Consider the following 17,292-nt stretch of genomic DNA (forward strand, 5'->3'; position numbering starts at 1 on the left):
AATATGGAGCATATACATGGCGTGGAATCAGCCCGGTAATAACGGACAAGACCGCGACCCGTGGGGAAGCAGCAATAATCAAGGCGGCAACTCTGGGGGAAATGGCAACAAAGGTGGTCGCGAGCAGGGGCCGCCGGATCTGGATGATATCTTCCGCAAGCTGAGCAAAAAGCTCGGTGGTCTTGGCGGCGGTAAAGGCACTGGCGGCGGTACTGGTCAGGGGCCGCGTCCTCATATGGGTGGCCGTGTGGTCGGGATTGTTGCCGCCGCTGCGGTAATCATCTGGGCAGCCAGCGGGTTCTACACCATTAAAGAAGCGGAGCGTGGCGTGGTTACCCGTTTTGGTAAGTTCAGCCATCTGGTTGAGCCGGGCCTGAACTGGAAACCCACCTTTATTGATAACGTCACTGCGGTGAACGTTGAATCGGTGCGTGAGCTGGCAGCCTCTGGCGTGATGCTGACATCTGACGAAAACGTGGTGCGCGTTGAGATGAACGTGCAGTACCGCGTGACCGATCCGAAGAACTACCTGTTTAGCGTCACCAGCCCCGACGACAGTCTGCGTCAGGCGACCGACAGCGCTCTGCGTGGCGTTATCGGAAAATACACCATGGACCGCATTCTGACCGAAGGTCGTACCGTTATTCGTAGCGATACCCAGCGTGAGCTGGAAGAGACCATCCGTCCTTACAACATGGGTATCACCCTGCTGGACGTCAACTTCCAGGCTGCGCGTCCGCCGGAAGAGGTGAAAGCGGCGTTTGACGATGCGATTGCCGCTCGTGAAAACGAACAGCAGTACATCCGTGAAGCTGAAGCGTACACCAACGAAGTTCAGCCGCGTGCTAACGGCCAGGCACAGCGTATTCTGGAAGAGGCTCGCGCGTACAAGACCCAGACCATCCTTGAAGCTCAGGGTGAAGTGGCTCGTTTCGCGAAGATTTTGCCGGAGTATAAAGCTGCACCGGAAATTACCCGTGAGCGTCTCTATATTGAGACCATGGAGAAAGTGCTGAGCCATACCCGTAAAGTGCTGGTTAATGATAACAAAGGTGGCAACCTCATGGTTCTGCCGCTGGATCAGATGCTGAAGGGCGGTAACGCGCCTGCGGCGAAAGATAGCAATAGCGGTGCAAACAGCATGCTACGTCTGCCACCGTCTTCATCAGGTAATTCCAGTGCGAATACAACCTCTACGAACGAGGGTGACATCATGGACCAACGCCGTGCTAACGCGCAGCGTAACGACTACCAGCGTCAGGGGGAATAACGATGCGTAAGTCAGTTATTGCGATCATTGTCATCGTGCTGGTCGTGCTTTATACCTCTATCTTCGTCGTGAAAGAGGGCGAGCGTGGGATCAAGTTCCAGTTCAGCAGCGTTGTGCGCGACGGCGACAAAAAGCCACTGATCTATGAGCCAGGTCTGCACTTCAAGGTGCCTTTCATTCAGTCCGTTAAGACGCTTGATGCGCGTATCCAGACCATGGATAACCAGGCCGATCGCTTCGTGACGAAAGAGAAAAAAGACCTGATCGTTGATTCCTATATCAAATGGCGTATCAGCGACTTCAGTCGTTACTTCCTGGCCACCGGCGGCGGTGACGTCTCCCAGGCGGAAGTGCTGCTGAAACGTAAGTTCTCTGACCGTCTGCGTTCTGAGATTGGTCGTCTGGATGTGAAAGACATCGTGACCGACTCCCGTGGTCGTTTGACCTCGGAAGTGCGCGATGCGCTGAACTCCGGCTCTGCAGGCACCGAAGATGAAGTAGAAACCCCGGCGGCGGATGACGCGATTGCCAAAGCCGCTGAGCGCGTTCAGGCTGAAACCAACGGCAATGTGCCGGTGATCAACCCGAACAGTATGGCTGCGCTGGGTATCGAGGTGGTGGATGTGCGTATTAAGCAGATCAACCTGCCGACCGAAGTCTCTGAGGCTATCTACAACCGTATGCGTGCTGAGCGTGAAGCGGTCGCCCGTCGTCACCGTTCACAGGGTCAGGAAGAGGCTGAAAAGCTGCGCGCAGCCGCAGACTATGAAGTCACCAAAACCCTGGCTGAAGCAGAACGTCAGGGCCGTATTCAGCGCGGTGAAGGCGATGCCGAAGCGGCGAAGCTGTTTGCGGATGCGTTTAGTCAGGATCCAGACTTCTACGCCTTTATCCGTAGCCTGCGTGCTTACGAAAACAGCTTTAAGAGCAACCAGGACGTTATGGTTCTGAGCCCGGATAGCGATTTCTTCCGGTATATGAAATCACCGGCTGCAAACTAACAGGTTCAGCAGCTGATGAAATAAAAATGGCGCCTCATTGAGGCGCCATTTTTGCTTAAGGTTAAATCTTAAGCGGTAGGGCTAACGTTAGCTCTGAAGAGCTTTGTGAAGAAAGAACCTGTTTTAGGCAGTGCTGACAACGAAGTTTCGATAAAACCGCCAATGGTTGAACCCAGAGACGTTCCCACTTCTGTACCCAGATCCGGCGCAAAAATACCCAGATTGACTCTACCGATCAGCGGCAGATCAACGTTGAGCATATCGCTGGCCGTTGACCACAATGCGGTGCCAAATTGCCCGCCCAGCGTTGCCAGACCATCTTGCAGCCAGCCTGCGCCGCTAACGAGTTCGAGCTCCATTACGGTTAATTCTTTCATGATAATCATCCTAATTATGTTGTTATTACGCGACCCTCCGGTTGCGCATGAGGGATGGTGACAACTTTTAAAATATCCAGCAATACGATGAGATTATGAATTTTATTTCACATCTTGAATCACATATTACGGCGGTCACAGATGAAATAGCCGCACAGAGACACAGGACAATACGATGCGCCTGAGGCTGACTAGTGATCAAAGCCAGCTGATTACACAACATATTGAGGTAATCGTTTAACTCTCTGCAAATCGGCCCATATCGCCGAAATTTGTATACAAAAAAAGCTGAACATCAACAAAACCGATGGTAGAATCCATTTTTAAGCAAACGGTGATTTTGAAAAATGGGTAACAACGTCGTCGTACTGGGCACCCAATGGGGTGACGAAGGTAAAGGGAAGATCGTTGATCTCCTGACTGAACGCGCTAAATATGTTGTACGCTACCAGGGCGGTCACAACGCAGGTCATACTCTCGTAATCAACGGTGAAAAAACCGTCCTCCATCTTATTCCATCAGGCATTCTTCGTGACAATGTGACCAGCATCATCGGTAACGGTGTTGTGCTGTCTCCTGCTGCCCTGATGAAAGAGATGAAAGGCCTGGAAGACCGTGGTATCCCGGTGCGTGAGCGCCTTCTCCTCTCTGAAGCATGTCCGCTGATCCTCGACTATCATGTCGCGCTGGATGTGGCACGTGAGAAAGCACGTGGTGCGAAAGCGATTGGTACTACTGGTCGTGGTATCGGTCCAGCCTACGAAGACAAAGTAGCCCGTCGCGGTCTGCGCGTTGGCGACCTGTTTGACAAAGCCACCTTCGCTGAAAAGCTGAAAGAGGTGATGGAATATCACAACTTCCAGCTGGTGAATTTCTATAAAGCTGACGCTGTTGACTATCAGAAAGTGCTCGACGACGTGATGGCGATTGCCGACATCCTGACCGGTATGGTTGTTGATGTCTCCGATCTGCTGGATCAGGCGCGTAAACGTGGCGACTTCGTGATGTTCGAAGGCGCACAGGGTACGCTGCTGGATATCGACCACGGTACCTATCCGTACGTCACCTCCTCTAACACCACCGCAGGTGGCGTGGCGACCGGTTCTGGCCTGGGTCCGCGTTATGTGGATTACGTTCTGGGGATCATCAAAGCTTACTCCACTCGCGTGGGTGCAGGTCCGTTCCCGACCGAGCTGTTTGATGAAACCGGCGAGTTCCTTTGCAAGCAGGGTAACGAGTTTGGCGCGACCACTGGTCGTCGTCGTCGTACCGGCTGGCTGGACGCTGTTGCAGTGCGTCGTGCAGTACAGATCAACTCCCTTTCTGGCTTCTGCCTGACCAAACTGGACGTCCTGGACGGCCTGAAAGAGGTTAAAATCTGTGTGGGCTACCGCATGCCAGATGGCCGCGAAGTGACCACCACGCCGCTGGCGGCAGATGACTGGGAAGGCATTGAGCCAATTTACGAAACCATGCCGGGCTGGTCCGAAACCACCTTCGGCGTGAAAGAGCGTAGCGGCCTGCCACAAGCAGCGCTGGACTACATCAAGCGTATTGAAGAACTGACCGAAGTGCCGATCGATATTATCTCTACCGGCCCGGATCGTAGTGAAACGATGATTCTGCGCGATCCGTTCGACGCATAAGACGCGTTTCTGCAAGCCTGTTGGGTAACCTGCAGGCTTGCAACCCCGGTTTTTGTCCCCTCTTTCCCGCTTTTCACCCCGCTTCAGTTTAAATAAATTAGCCGCTTACCATCTGGCTGGTTTATCATCAATAGTGAATATCTCTGCGGTTATACCGCGTTTTGCCCTTTTCCTGAGGTTGATGTGCAGTTAACAAGTTTCACCGATTACGGATTACGTGCGCTGATCTATATGGCGTCATTACCCGAAGGACAGATGACCAGTATCTCTGAGGTGACAGAGGTCTACGGCGTGTCCCGTAATCATATGGTCAAAATAATCAATCAACTTAGCCGTGCCGGATATGTTGCTGCCGTCCGCGGGAAAAATGGCGGGATCCGCCTCGGCAAACCGGCACAGAGTATTCGTGTTGGGGATGTGGTACGAGAGCTGGAGCCTTTGTCGCTGGTGAACTGCAGCAGCGCGTTCTGCCATATCACACCCGCTTGTCGCCTGAAACAGGCTCTTTCTACGGCCGTGCAAAGTTTTCTCAAGGAACTGGATAACTACACGCTGGCCGATTTGGTTGAAGAGAATCAACCGCTTTATAAATTATTGCTGGTGGAATGAAGAGAATATCCACCGGAGATGACAACGGAGGAACCGAAATGTCACAAGATCCTTTCCAGGAACGCGAAGCCGAAAAATACGCGAATCCTATCCCCAGCCGCGAGTTCATCATTGAACACTTAACTAAACGCGAAAAACCCGCCAATCGTGAAGAACTTGCCGTTGAACTCAATATTGAAGGTGAAGAGCAAATAGAGGCTCTTCGCCGCCGCCTGCGCGCCATGGAGCGTGACGGGCAACTGGTCTTTACGCGGCGCCAGTGCTACGCACTGCCTGAACGTCTCGATCTGCTGAAAGGGGTGGTGATTGGCCACCGCGACGGCTTCGGGTTCTTGCGCGTTGAAGGCCGCAAAGATGATCTCTATCTCTCATCTGAACAGATGAAGATGTGTATTCATGGCGATCAAATCCTGGCGCAACCGCTGGGTGCAGACCGTAAAGGCCGCCGGGAAGCGCGCGTAGTGCGCGTGCTGGTACCAAAAACCAGTCAGATCGTAGGCCGTTACTTTACCGATGCGGGCGTGGGCTTTGTCGTACCCGATGACAGCCGCCTGAGCTTTGACATTCTGATCCCGCCGGAAGAGGTGATGGGCGCGCGCATGGGCTTTGTGGTGGTGGTTGAACTTACCCAGCGTCCAACCCGCCGTACCAAAGCGGTAGGTAAAATTGTTGAAGTGCTGGGCGATAACATGGGTACCGGCATGGCCGTTGATATGGCGCTGCGCACCCATGAGATCCCTTACGTCTGGCCAACCGCCGTTGAAGAGCAGATCAAAGACCTGAAAGAACAGGTGCCAGAAGAGGCCAAGGCTGGACGCGTCGATCTGCGCGACCTGCCGCTGGTCACTATCGATGGTGAAGATGCCCGCGACTTCGATGATGCCGTCTACTGTGAGAAAAAACGGGGTGGCGGCTGGCGTTTATGGGTCGCTATCGCGGACGTAAGCTACTACGTCCGGCCGAATACGCCACTGGATAACGAAGCGCGTGGCCGCGGTACGTCGGTCTATTTCCCGTCGCAAGTGGTCCCGATGCTGCCGGAAGTCCTCTCAAACGGTCTCTGCTCGCTGAACCCGCAAGTTGACCGTCTGTGCATGGTCTGTGAGATGACCATCTCCACGAAGGGGCGCCTGACAGGCTACAAATTCTACGAAGCGGTGATGAGCTCGCACGCACGTCTGACCTACACCAAGGTCTGGCATATGCTGCAGGGCGACCAGGAGCTGCGCCAGCAGTACGCGCCGCTGGTGAAGCATATTGAAGAGCTTCATAACCTCTATAAAACCCTGGATCAGGCTCGTGAAGAGCGCGGCGGTATCTCATTTGAAAGTGAAGAAGCTAAATTCATCTTCAATGCCGAGCGCCGTATCGAGCGTATTGAGCAGACTCAGCGTAACGATGCGCACAAACTGATTGAAGAGTGCATGATCCTCGCTAACATCTCGGCTGCACGTTTTGTTGAGAAAGCGAAAGAGCCTGCGCTGTTCCGAATTCATGATAAGCCAACGACGGAAGCGATCACCTCTTTCCGTACCGTGCTGGCAGAGCTGGGCCTTGAGCTGCCGGGCGGCAATAAACCAGAGCCGCGCGATTATGCGGAACTGCTTGAATCCATCAGCGATCGTCCGGATGCCGAGATGCTGCAAACCATGCTGCTGCGCTCGATGAAACAGGCGATCTACGACCCAGAAAACCGGGGACACTTCGGCCTGGCGCTGCAGTCATATGCGCACTTCACCTCGCCGATTCGCCGTTATCCGGATCTTTCGCTACACCGCGCCATTAAGTATCTGCTGGCGCAGGAGCAGGGTCACAAAGGCAAGACCACTGAAACCGGTGGCTATCACTATTCCCTGGAAGAGATGCTGCAGCTGGGGCAGCACTGTTCTATGACGGAGCGCCGTGCCGATGAAGCGACCCGTGAGGTCTCTGACTGGCTGAAATGTGATTTCATGCTGGATCAGGTGGGCAACGTCTTTAAAGGGGTAATTGCCAGCGTGACTGGCTTTGGCTTCTTTGTCCGACTGGATGAGCTGTTCATTGATGGCCTGGTGCATGTCTCCAGTCTGGACAATGACTACTACCGTTTCGATCAGGTAGGCCAGCGTTTGATTGGCGAATCCGGCGGCCAGACCTATCGCCTTGGCGATCGCGTTGAAGTGAAAGTTGAAGCCGTTAATATGGACGAGCGTAAAATCGACTTCAGCTTGATCTCCAGCGAACGCGCGCCACGCAATGTGGGTAAAACCGAGCGTGAGAAGGCGAAAAAAGGCGGAAATGGCAAAGCAGGCGGTAAACGCCGTCAGGCCGGTAAGCGTGTGAACTTCGAGCCTGATAGTGCCTTCCGTGGTGAGAAAAAACAGAAGCCAAAAGCGGCAAAGAAAGAGGCGCGTTCAGAGAAGAAGCCTTCCGCGAAGACGCAGAAAATAGCTGCTGCGACCAAAGCGAAGCGCGCAGCGAAGAAAAAGCAGGCGGAGTAATATTCCCCTCATCCTGACCCTCTCCCTCTGCGGAGAGGGGAAATGTACATTACGAGAACCATCAATGAGTGAAATGATTTACGGCATCCACGCGGTGCAAGCCTTGCTGGAGCGCGCACCGGAGCGTTTTCAGGAAGTTTTTATTCTGAAAGGACGTGAAGATAAACGTCTGATGCCGCTGATTCATGCCCTGGAAGCACAGGGCGTGGTGATCCAGCTGGCGAACCGTCAGTTCCTGGATGAGAAAAGCGAGGGTGCGGTGCATCAGGGCATTATCGCCCGCGTGAAACCGGGTCGGCAGTATCAGGAGAACGATCTGCCGGATCTGATCGCCGAGCTGGATAATCCGTTCTTCCTGATCCTCGATGGCGTCACCGATCCCCATAACCTGGGCGCTTGCCTGCGTAGTGCCGATGCGGCGGGCGTGCATGCGGTGATCGTTCCCAAAGATCGTTCAGCACAGTTGAACGCCACGGCCAAGAAAGTAGCCTGTGGCGCGGCTGAGAATGTGCCGCTGATCCGCGTAACCAACCTTGCACGCACCATGCGTCTGCTGCAGGAAGAGAACATCTGGATCGTGGGCACTGCCGGTGAAGCCGACCATACGCTCTATCAGAGCAAAATGACGGGCCGTCTGGCGCTGGTGATGGGTGCAGAAGGGGAAGGCATGCGCCGTTTAACGCGCGAGCATTGCGATGAGCTGATCAGCATTCCGATGGCGGGTAGCGTGTCGTCACTGAACGTCTCCGTTGCGACGGGCATCTGCCTGTTTGAAGCGGTACGTCAACGCGGGTAATAAACAGCAAGGCCGTCCTGGGGACGGCCTTGCGTGTTTTTTCCCTTTCCCTGTAAGGGCGGGAGGGCATCAGACAGTGATCACCTCACTCCTCCAATGACCGCAAGTGGTCATCCTTCCTGAGCGTCATGAGAGCCGCGATACTCACCACCGCCGTTGCCATCACGTAGTAAGCCGGAATATCCAGGTTCCCCGTCTCTTTAATCAGCCCGGTAATGATCAACCCGGCGCAGCCCGAAAAAATCGCATTCGACAGCGAGTAGGCCAGACCGAGCCCCGTATAGCGAACGCGGGTCGGGAACATCTCAGAGAGCATGGCCGGCCCCGGTCCTGCCAGCATGCCCACCAGGCCGCCCGCAATCAGCACCACGAGAGCTTTCACCACCAGCGTGCTGGACTCCGCCTGCAAAATCTTAAGTAGTGGCAGGGCGAGAAGCAGTAACAGCACGGTGGCAACCACCATTACCGTCCGGCGGCCAACCCGGTCGCTCAGCATCCCAGCCGGGATAATGGTCAGGGCAAAGCCAATATTCGAAATCACCGCAATCAACAGCGCCTGGTTAAAGCCCGTATGCAGAGCGGACTGCAGATAAGCGGGCATAATCACCAGATAGGTATATCCCGCCGCCGACCAGACCATCACACGACCAATCCCCATGACAATGGCTTTTAGCGTGGCGCCGGTTTCAGCCTGCTGTACCTCCGCCTGCGCCTGCTGCTTCACAAAGCTTGGCGTCTCTTCCATGCTGACCCGCAGGCATAACGCGACGGCACCCAGCGGCAGGGCGATAAAGAACGGGATCCGCCAGCCCCAGTCGTACAACGCCTCGGGCGTAAGTAGCGCCGACAGCAGCGCCACAATACCGGCCCCCGCCAGCAGACCCAGCGCAACGGTAAACGACTGCCAGGCACCGTACAGCCCACGCTTGCCACGAGGGGCAAACTCGGTCATCAGCGACACCGCGCCGCCATATTCGCCACCCGCAAACAGCCCTTGCAGAATGCGCAGCCCGGTAATGATCAGCGGTGCGGCAATGCCGATACTGGCATACACCGGCACCAGGCCGATGGCCGCCGTCGCCAGGGTCATCATAATTAAAACGATGATCAGCGTAGGTTTACGTCCGATACGATCGCCAAGGCGTCCAAAAACCACCGCGCCCAGCGGGCGGAAGAAAAAGGCGATGGCGAAAGAGGCATAGGTAAGGATTAGGCTCGTCAGCCCGCTTTCCCCCTCCAGTTGAAAGAAGTTTTTCGCGATGACCGTCGCCAGGAAACCATAGACCGCGAATTCGTACCATTCGATAAAATTGCCAATAGAACCGGCAATCAATGCACGTTTATGTGCGTCCGGCGTATGTTGTGAAGCGTGCATAATCACTCTCTTCTGGAAGGTGGGAATAAATTATTCTATATAAATCGCGGTTTGAAATAGTTTATTCGTACGTTATGTGAGCTGATTCACGAATGATTTCAACGATCTCCTTGCCTTGTGACCCTCCTCCCATGCAGCCGCGGCCAGCTCTGTCCATACTTAGCCTCACTTGCCATTGAAGGAGGGAGACACAATGCACTGGCAGACGCATACCGTTTTTAATCAGCCTTCGCCGCTGAGTAATAGCAACCTGTTTCTTTCAGATCGCGCCCTGTGCGAGGCGGTGAACCGGGAGGGGGCGGAGTGGGATGGGGAACTGCTCGCCAGTATCGGCCAGCAGCTGGGCACGGCAGAGTCGCTGGAGCTAGGGAGGCTGGCTAACGCCAATCCACCGGAACTGCTCCGCTACGACGCCACCGGGGCACGGCTGGATGATGTGCGTTTCCATCCCGCCTGGCATTTGCTCATGCAGGGGCTGTGCGCCAACCGGGTGCATAACCTGGCGTGGGAAGAGGACGCGCGGCGGGGCGCGTTTGTGGCCCGGGCGGCACGTTTTATTCTGCATGCACAGGTAGAAGCTGGGACCCTGTGCCCCATCACCATGACCTTCGCCGCCACGCCGCTATTGCAGCAGAGCCTGCCGAACGCTTTTCACGACTGGCTAAACCCGTTGATGAGCGATCGCTACGACCCTCATCTGGCGCCGGGTAACCAGAAGCGCGGCCTGCTGATAGGCATGGGAATGACGGAGAAGCAGGGCGGCTCAGATGTGCTGAGTAACACTACCCGGGCGGAAAAGTGCAGCGACGGTAGCTATCGGCTGGTGGGTCATAAATGGTTCTTCTCGGTACCGCAAAGCGATGCCCATCTGGTGTTAGCCCAGGCGAAAGGGGGCCTGTCCTGTTTTTTTGTACCGCGCTTTTTACCTGACGGGCTGCGTAACCACGTGCGGCTGGAACGGCTGAAAGAGAAGCTCGGTAATCGTTCAAACGCCAGCACTGAAGCCGAAATGCTGGATGCCACCGGCTGGCTGCTGGGAGAAGAAGGTGAGGGGATTCGCCAGATCCTGAAGATGGGCGGCCTGACTCGCTTTGATTGTGCGCTGGGTAGTCACGGTTTGATGCGCCGCGCCCTGTCGGTGGCGCTCTATCACGCCCATCAACGCCAGACCTTTGGCAAGACGCTAATAAATCAGCCTCTGATGCGGGATGGACTCAACCGGATGGCGTTGCAGCTCGAAGGGCAGACGGCGCTATTGTTCCGTCTGGCACGGGCATGGGATCGCCGCAGCGATGAGCAGGAAGCGCTGTGGGCAAGGTTATTTACCCCGGCGGCAAAATTCAGCGTCTGCAAGGCGGGCATTCCCTTCGTGGCAGAGGCGATGGAGGTGCTGGGCGGTATCAGCTATTGCGAAGAGAGCGAGCTGCCGCGCATTTATCGCGAGATGCCGGTTAACAGTATCTGGGAAGGGTCGGGAAATATCATGTGCCTGGATGTTTTGCGCGTGCTGGCAAAACAGCCTGGCGTCATGGATCTGCTGGCCGACGATTTTGCTGAAGTAAAAGGGCAAGATCGCCATTTCGATCGTAGCTGGCGCCAGCTTCAGCAACGTCTACGCAAACCGCAGGAGGCGCAGGGCAGGGAGATAACCCGGCAGATCTTCATGCTGGGCGCAGGGGCACAGATGTTGCGCCATACCTCGCCGCCCATCGCGCAGGCATGGTGCCGTGAAATGCTCGATGCCCGTGGTGGCTCCCTGCTCAGCGAGCAGGTTCAGGACGACCTGCTCTTACGCGCCACGGGCGGTGTGGCCTGATAACTACAGACGGAACAGACTCACCAGCTCGCTGAGGTGTGAGCCCTTTTCCCGCAGGGTCTGGGCCGTCTGTTCGCTGCGCGAGACGCGATCGGCGTTGATATGGGATGCTTCGCCGATATGGGTCATCGCCAGGTTCACCTGGCCAATCCCTGCTGACTGCTCATGGGAGGCGTGATTGATCTCGGTGACCAGCTGGTTGATGTTGTCGATATGCGTAATGATGCTCTCCATCGCCTGGCGGGTCTGTTCTGAAAGCGCATGCCCTTCGCTCACTTTACTGAGCGTATCGCCAATCAACTGCTCGATCTCCTTCACGGCGTTGGCGCTACGTGCCGCCAGGGCACGCACTTCCTGCGCGACAACCGCAAAGCCTTTGCCATGTTCCCCCGCACGAGCCGCTTCTACGGCCGCATTTAGCGCCAGGATATTGGTCTGGAAGGCGATGCTCTCAATCACGTGGGTAATAGCTTCGATACGTTTCGATGCGTCGCGAATATCATCCATGGTTGAGACGGCGTTGCTGACGGTCTCGCCGCCCTGATGCACCGCGCGTGACGTTTCACCCACCAGTTGCTGAGTCTGTTCCATATTGGCGGCGTTTTGCTGCACGGTGGCGGCCAGCTGTTCCATGCTGGCGGACGTTTCTTCTACGCTGCTGGCCTGCTTGTTGATCTGCTCAGAGATCTCACCGGTATCAGAAGCCAGCGCAGTAGTGCCCTGGTGGATCTCTCCTGCGGCTTCCCTTACCTGGCGTACGATTTTTTGTAACCCGCCGCCGATGCCGTTGATGGCCGCGATCAGCTGGCCGACCTCATCCTGTCGCGTGGCGGGAAGCGTAGCGCGCAGATCCCCGGCGGCATATTGCTCTGCCAGGCCAATCACATCGCGAAGTGGACGCGAGAGCCAGCGGCGAATAATCATCACGAACAGCAGGGCGAACAGGGCGGAAAGGACAACACCAGCGATTAAAAACTGATTACGCAGGGTCGTGACGCTGGCCAGCAGCACGCGCTTGTCCACTTCACCTACAATCGTCCAGTTCCAGCCCGGTAGTGGGTTCCAGGCCATAATCAGGGTGCGTCCATCGGCACTCTGGCGCTCCAGGGTGCCAGATTGATCGCCCAGCAGTTGCTGTTGGATGCCATTATCCCACTCCGGCAATTTCCCCTCATTGGTGCTATGGAAGAGATATTGGCCATGGTTCTTGCCATTACTACGATCCAGGACGAAGAAATGACCACTCTCGCCCAGGCGGCGGCTGAGGATCTTTTCGCGCATGACGTTCCAGGAGTGCGTGATATCGACTCCGACGAAGAGGATAGCGATCACTTGTCCATCGGCACCCTTCACCGGTTGATACTGCGTGATATAGCGCTTTCCGAAGAGCAGGGCCAGGCCGCGATAGACCTCACCTTTGGTTACCGCAGCATAGGCCGGACTGGCAACATCCAGCACCGTACCCATCGCTCTGTCGCCATTCTCTTTACGCAGCGAGGTCGCCACGCGCACAAAATCATTTCCGCTGCGGACAAACAGGGTAGAGATAGCCCCCGTGCGCGCAAGGAAATCATCCGGCGTCGCGTTGTTTTCATGCAGCTCGGACTCACCACCCTTTAGCAGCGGCACGTTCAGGCCGTTAATGGTGCGGCTCTGGCTGGCATCAATGTTCAGCGGCTGGGGCAGAAAAGTTGTGAACAGGCGGGTATAGCTCTCCACCTCTTCAGTGAGGCTGGTATTAAACATCTGCACCATATCCACCACGCCCGTGGCCTGGTTATGCAGATCTTCAACAGCTAAGATTTCGAGTTTTTTACTGGTGTTGTAACTCAGGAGAAAAGTGAACAGCAAAAAGAGTGTGGCAACACTCAGGCCGGTAAGCAGCGATAGCTTTGTGCCAAGGCCTGCACGGCGAAAAAAAGTGATCATAAATTGCTCAGCATTGAAAAGGTATGGCTCTTCAACGGCAGGGCAGGGCTAACATTTACGGGGAAGATGTAACAGCATGTTACGGAAACGTCTCAATGTAGTAACGACAAGGATAACTGATTTGTAAATATTGAAAAGGCACTAATTTTTAGTGGCTTTTCAAAGACTTTATCACGCGTACAGAATGGCTTGTACCCGCCAGCGATCAACATGAACATCTTCCTGCATCCGGATGATTCGATACCAGGACGCGCCTTGCTCATCGGCTTTCAGGGCGATGACACGTTCGACGTCCTGCTGGCTTCCGGAAATATCATTCACGGAGATCAACCCAATTTCATTCAGTCCTGTCACACAATCTGCGCTGGCAAAATCCGCCGACTGTGCCGTCGTGCTCAACAGCCCTGCTGAGAGCAACAGTGAGGATAAAGCAAGAGTTCGTTTCATCGTTAGCTCCATTCTACGTGTCCCCGGTATCCGCCGGGCAATCCTTCGCAAATAAACTCACTTCCATTGTCACAGTCACGGAGTTTATTGTGGACAGGAAAACGTCTATGGACGCAAAGCAGTGTAAATGTCGTTTAAATACCTTCAGTTATTTACGATACAAAATGGCCTGCGAATACCATTGTCCCGTAATAACGGTTTCATCGACGAGGATGATGACGTAATAATCTGCTTTCGCTGCGGCGGCCTGGGCTTTAATTGCATTTTCCACATCCATCGGCGAACCGCGCTCAAGGGCGGTGATGGTTCCCATACGCTGTAATCCTTCCGTTTGATTACGGCGAATTTCCTGGGGGTGGTCAGCCACTGGCGGAGCGGGTTGGGGCGTGCCTTGTAACACGCTACAGCCGCATGACAGCAACACCAGCAATAAAGCGACAAACTTTCGCATAACCCTATCTAGTTTCCTGATAGCCATAGTGTAGATGCCCGGTAATTTCATTTTGGGGGAATGTTCCCAAACTGTTATCTGTAACGTAAATTTCGAATGAAAATGGTGTGAAAGCGTAATCCACTTCTCAACATTATGAATCACCCCCCGAGTAAAGGATCCTCAATGATTGAAGTTAAAACAGAACAGCCTGGAGATTATGAAATTTTACAGGCTTTTCCGGCAGGGTTAGGTGAACAGCCTTTGCCGACGATCATTTTTTATCATGGTTTTACCTCCTCTAAGCTGGTGTACAGCTACTTTGCCGTGGCACTGGCGCAGGCAGGGTTTCGCGTAGTGATGCCTGATGCCCCGGAGCATGGCGCACGGTTTAACGGCGATGAGCAGGCGCGGTTAGGGAAGTTCTGGTCCATTTTGCACGGCAGTCTTACCGAGTTCAGCGGGTTACGTGACACGATCTGTCAGACCGGGTGGGTCGCTGGCGACCGTCTGGCCGTGGCGGGAGCGTCGATGGGCGGGATGACGGCGCTGGGCATTATGACCCGCCATCCGGAGGTGAAATGCGTGGCCAGCCTGATGGGATCGGGGTACTTCACCACGCTTGCCCACTCGCTCTTTCCACCGCAGGATGAACAGACTCGGGAGGCCGTGCTGGCGCCATTAGCCCACTGGGAAGTGACCCGGGCGCTGCCCCGGCTGGCAGACCGCCCACTGCTGCTGTGGCACGGCGAGGCGGACGATGTCGTGCCGGCGACGGAGACGTTTCGTTTACAGCAAGCCTTACAGCGCGATGGACTGGATGGCAACCTCACCTGCCTGTGGGAGGCAGGTGTCCGTCATCGCATCACGCCCACGGCGCTGGATGCCACCGTCAGGTTCTTTGAAACGCACCTCTGAGTCTGACGAAGCAGTAAGCACGGCCTGAATACGTATCAAGGATAAAAATAAAAAAAGCCCCCGAACCGGGGGCGAATGAAAGGATGACGTTATTCTCGTTGTTGGCTTTCCTGGTGCTAGCGTTAATGCATTACTGATAGATGTCTGCGCTGGCGTGCATATTCCCGTTGCTGCCCGGCTCCCGGGTAAGTATGACGTGATAATAGCGGGCATTCTGCACATCGGCCTCTTGATTAAGGGCTTGATCTGCTTCACTTTCAGTGGCGAAGTTATGGTTGATATAAATCACGCCTAAGCTCTGCACATCATCCATGTTTCTGGCCTGTCGGCCGTCGATCTGAATGGCTGCCATGGCGTTTGCACTCAGCAAAAGCGCAGCCAGAACCGCTACAGTGATCTTTTTCATGATATGCGCTCCACGACGACATGCTGTGAATCGGTTGTTTCTCTCTCCTTCTGATCCTCGGTTGAGGTTTGATTAAAGTGTAATCTCTTCTGCGGGGGGCATTGACGACCATTTCTGATGCTGTTGTTCAAAAAAACACCGCAATCGAGGCTGTTCAATGTTAAATCACCCACTTAGACCCGCTTTGCCCTTTGTGCGAATTATTTGTGCAATCACCTTGTGTTTAGCGGGGGTCGCAAGTATTATGACGCGTCAATTTTTCAGCCGACCTTTAACACGTTCCTTGCCTCCCCGGGCCTCGGCTGACCCAGACAGGAGGCTGAATAATCCGTAAGGAGCAATTCGATGCGTCATTACGAAATCGTTTTTATGGTCCATCCTGACCAGAGCGAACAGGTTCCGGGTATGATCGAACGCTACACTGGTGCAATCACTGCAGCAGAAGGCAAGATCCACCGTCTGGAAGACTGGGGCCGCCGTCAGCTGGCTTATCCGATCAACAAACTGCACAAAGCTCACTACGTTCTGCTGAACGTTGAAGCTCCGCAGGAAGCGATCGATGAGCTGGAAACTAACTTCCGCTTCAACGATGCCGTTATCCGCAGCATGGTTATGCGTACCAAAAACGCAGTGACCGAAGCATCTCCGATGGTTAAAGCGAAAGACGAGCGCCGTGAGCGTCGCGATGATTTCGCAAACGAAACCGCAGATGATTCTGATGCTGGGGATTCTGAAGAGTAATTTCTGATGACCAACCGTCTGGTGTTGTCCGGTACCGTGTGCAGGACCCCCCTTCGTAAGGTCAGCCCATCAGGAATTCCTCACTGCCAGTTCGTGCTTGAGCATCGTTCAGTGCAGGAGGAAGCCGGTTTTCACCGGCAGGCGTGGTGCCAAATGCCCGTTATTATTAGCGGACACGAAAACCAGGCCATTACTCACAGTATAACGGTCGGTAGCGCAGTAACCGTTCAGGGGTTCATCTCTTGCCACAAGGCAAAGAACGGCCTGAGCAAGATGGTTCTGCATGCCGAGCAGATTGATTTGATAGATTCTGGAGACTAGCCATATGGCACGTTATTTCCGTCGTCGCAAGTTCTGCCGTTTCACCGCGGAAGGCGTTCAAGAGATCGACTATAAAGATATCGCAACGCTGAAAAACTACATCACCGAAAGCGGTAAGATTGTCCCAAGCCGTATCACCGGTACTCGTGCAAAATACCAGCGCCAGCTGGCTCGCGCTATCAAACGCGCTCGCTACCTGTCCCTGCTGCCGTACACTGATCGTCATCAGTAATCGGGCACGGTCCATTAATACGACTTTAAGAGGATAAGGTAATGCAAGTTATTCTGCTTGATAAAGTAGCAAACCTGGGCAGCCTGGGTGATCAGGTAAATGTTAAAGCGGGCTACGCTCGTAACTTCCTGGTTCCACAGGGTAAAGCTGTTCCAGCTACCAAGAAAAACGTAGAGTTTTTCGAAGCACGTCGTGCTGAACTGGAAGCCAAACTGGCTGACGTTCTGGCGGCTGCTAACGCTCGCGCTGAAGAAATCAACGCACTGGGCACCGTTACCATCGCGTCTAAAGCTGGCGACGAAGGTAAACTGTTCGGTTCCATCGGTACCCGCGATATCGCTGATGCAGTTTCTGCAGCAGGCGTTAAAGTGGCTAAGAGCGAAGTTCGTCTGCCGAACGGCGTTCTGCGTACCACTGGTGAGCACGAAGTTGACTTCCAGGTTCACAGCGAAGTATTCGCTAAACTGGTTGTTAACGTAGTAGCTGAGTAATTTTTTA

General features: G+C 54.6%; 18 protein-coding genes. 12 read left to right on the top strand and 6 right to left on the bottom strand.

The genetic code is table 11. The features are described 5' to 3' along the window. Positions 1-16: 16 nt before the first annotated feature. Both hflK and hflC read left to right on the top strand, forming a co-directional pair. Complete coding sequence (gene hflK / locus JZ655_RS01875; protein ID WP_046886389.1) at positions 17-1,270, top strand: FtsH protease activity modulator HflK; 1,254 nt, start codon at positions 17-19, stop codon at positions 1,268-1,270. Between the two features lie 2 nt (positions 1,271-1,272). Beyond that, positions 1,273-2,271 (top strand): protease modulator HflC, encoded by a 999-nt coding sequence (gene hflC / locus JZ655_RS01880; protein ID WP_046886390.1) that lies wholly within the window; start codon positions 1,273-1,275, stop codon positions 2,269-2,271. Between the two features lie 68 nt (positions 2,272-2,339). Here hflC and JZ655_RS01885 read toward each other — a convergent pair whose 3' ends face one another. Beyond that, positions 2,340-2,648, bottom strand: coding sequence for a hypothetical protein (locus tag JZ655_RS01885; RefSeq protein WP_046886517.1), 309 nt, complete (start codon positions 2,646-2,648; stop codon positions 2,340-2,342). 347 nt (positions 2,649-2,995) lie between these two features. Here JZ655_RS01885 and JZ655_RS01890 point away from each other — a divergent pair, with 347 nt between their 5' ends. From JZ655_RS01890 to rlmB, 4 genes are all read left to right on the top strand, one after another. Further along, on the top strand, positions 2,996-4,294 hold the full coding sequence (locus JZ655_RS01890) for an adenylosuccinate synthase (protein ID WP_040077496.1): 1,299 nt from the start codon (positions 2,996-2,998) through the stop codon (positions 4,292-4,294). A 183-nt stretch (positions 4,295-4,477) separates the two neighbouring features. Continuing rightward, a complete protein-coding gene (gene nsrR / locus JZ655_RS01895) occupies positions 4,478-4,903 on the top strand; it encodes a nitric oxide-sensing transcriptional repressor NsrR (RefSeq protein WP_040077495.1) in 426 nt (141 codons plus the stop codon). A gap of 38 nt (positions 4,904-4,941) precedes the next feature. Next, positions 4,942-7,383 carry a ribonuclease R gene (gene rnr, locus JZ655_RS01900; protein ID WP_040077494.1) on the top strand — a complete coding sequence of 814 codons (2,442 nt, stop codon included), beginning with the start codon at positions 4,942-4,944 and terminating at the stop codon, positions 7,381-7,383. A 64-nt stretch (positions 7,384-7,447) separates the two neighbouring features. After that, a complete protein-coding gene (gene rlmB / locus JZ655_RS01905) occupies positions 7,448-8,179 on the top strand; it encodes a 23S rRNA (guanosine(2251)-2'-O)-methyltransferase RlmB (RefSeq protein WP_023334255.1) in 732 nt (243 codons plus the stop codon). Positions 8,180-8,264: 85 nt separating this feature from the next. On the opposite strand, the gene JZ655_RS01910 is transcribed toward rlmB, so the two are convergent. After that, positions 8,265-9,554 (bottom strand): MFS transporter, encoded by a 1,290-nt coding sequence (locus tag JZ655_RS01910; protein WP_207292861.1) that lies wholly within the window; start codon positions 9,552-9,554, stop codon positions 8,265-8,267. A 193-nt stretch (positions 9,555-9,747) separates the two neighbouring features. Between JZ655_RS01910 and JZ655_RS01915 the strand changes: the two genes are divergently transcribed. Next, positions 9,748-11,370: an isovaleryl-CoA dehydrogenase gene (locus tag JZ655_RS01915; protein ID WP_207292862.1), complete on the top strand. Its 1,623-nt coding sequence runs from the start codon at positions 9,748-9,750 to the stop codon at positions 11,368-11,370. A gap of 3 nt (positions 11,371-11,373) precedes the next feature. Here JZ655_RS01915 and JZ655_RS01920 read toward each other — a convergent pair whose 3' ends face one another. The 3 genes from JZ655_RS01920 to bsmA all read right to left on the bottom strand — a co-directional run bounded on the left by JZ655_RS01920 (position 11,374) and on the right by bsmA (position 14,224). Next, positions 11,374-13,299 carry a methyl-accepting chemotaxis protein gene (locus JZ655_RS01920; protein ID WP_207292863.1) on the bottom strand — a complete coding sequence of 642 codons (1,926 nt, stop codon included), beginning with the start codon at positions 13,297-13,299 and terminating at the stop codon, positions 11,374-11,376. A gap of 171 nt (positions 13,300-13,470) precedes the next feature. After that, positions 13,471-13,758 (bottom strand): DUF1471 family protease activator YjfN, encoded by a 288-nt coding sequence (yjfN, locus tag JZ655_RS01925; RefSeq protein WP_046886395.1) that lies wholly within the window; start codon positions 13,756-13,758, stop codon positions 13,471-13,473. A gap of 136 nt (positions 13,759-13,894) precedes the next feature. Further along, positions 13,895-14,224 (bottom strand): biofilm peroxide resistance protein BsmA, encoded by a 330-nt coding sequence (gene bsmA / locus JZ655_RS01930; protein ID WP_207292864.1) that lies wholly within the window; start codon positions 14,222-14,224, stop codon positions 13,895-13,897. Between the two features lie 138 nt (positions 14,225-14,362). On the opposite strand from bsmA, the gene yjfP reads away from it, so the two are divergent. Then, entirely contained in the window at positions 14,363-15,094 is a 732-nt protein-coding gene (gene yjfP, locus JZ655_RS01935) for an esterase (protein WP_207292865.1), read from the top strand. A gap of 130 nt (positions 15,095-15,224) precedes the next feature. On the opposite strand, the gene yjfY is transcribed toward yjfP, so the two are convergent. Further along, complete coding sequence (gene yjfY, locus JZ655_RS01940; RefSeq protein ID WP_207292866.1) at positions 15,225-15,500, bottom strand: DUF1471 family protein YjfY; 276 nt, start codon at positions 15,498-15,500, stop codon at positions 15,225-15,227. A gap of 345 nt (positions 15,501-15,845) precedes the next feature. Here yjfY and rpsF point away from each other — a divergent pair, with 345 nt between their 5' ends. The 4 genes from rpsF to rplI are packed head-to-tail and all read left to right on the top strand — an operon-like array spanning position 15,846 to position 17,285. Further along, positions 15,846-16,241, top strand: coding sequence for a 30S ribosomal protein S6 (gene rpsF / locus JZ655_RS01945; protein ID WP_040077485.1), 396 nt, complete (start codon positions 15,846-15,848; stop codon positions 16,239-16,241). 6 nt (positions 16,242-16,247) lie between these two features. After that, positions 16,248-16,562, top strand: a complete 315-nt coding sequence (priB, locus tag JZ655_RS01950) for a primosomal replication protein N (RefSeq protein WP_006178996.1) — start codon at positions 16,248-16,250, stop codon at positions 16,560-16,562. 4 nt (positions 16,563-16,566) lie between these two features. Then, a complete protein-coding gene (gene rpsR, locus JZ655_RS01955) occupies positions 16,567-16,794 on the top strand; it encodes a 30S ribosomal protein S18 (protein ID WP_000135199.1) in 228 nt (75 codons plus the stop codon). A gap of 41 nt (positions 16,795-16,835) precedes the next feature. Further along, the gene (rplI, locus tag JZ655_RS01960) at positions 16,836-17,285 is read left to right on the top strand and encodes a 50S ribosomal protein L9 (protein ID WP_040077484.1); all 450 of its coding nucleotides are present in this window, start codon (positions 16,836-16,838) and stop codon (positions 17,283-17,285) included. Positions 17,286-17,292 lie beyond the last annotated feature (7 nt).

The organism is Leclercia pneumoniae, from assembly GCF_017348915.1.
GTDB classification, from domain to species: Bacteria; Pseudomonadota; Gammaproteobacteria; order Enterobacterales; family Enterobacteriaceae; genus Enterobacter; species Enterobacter pneumoniae.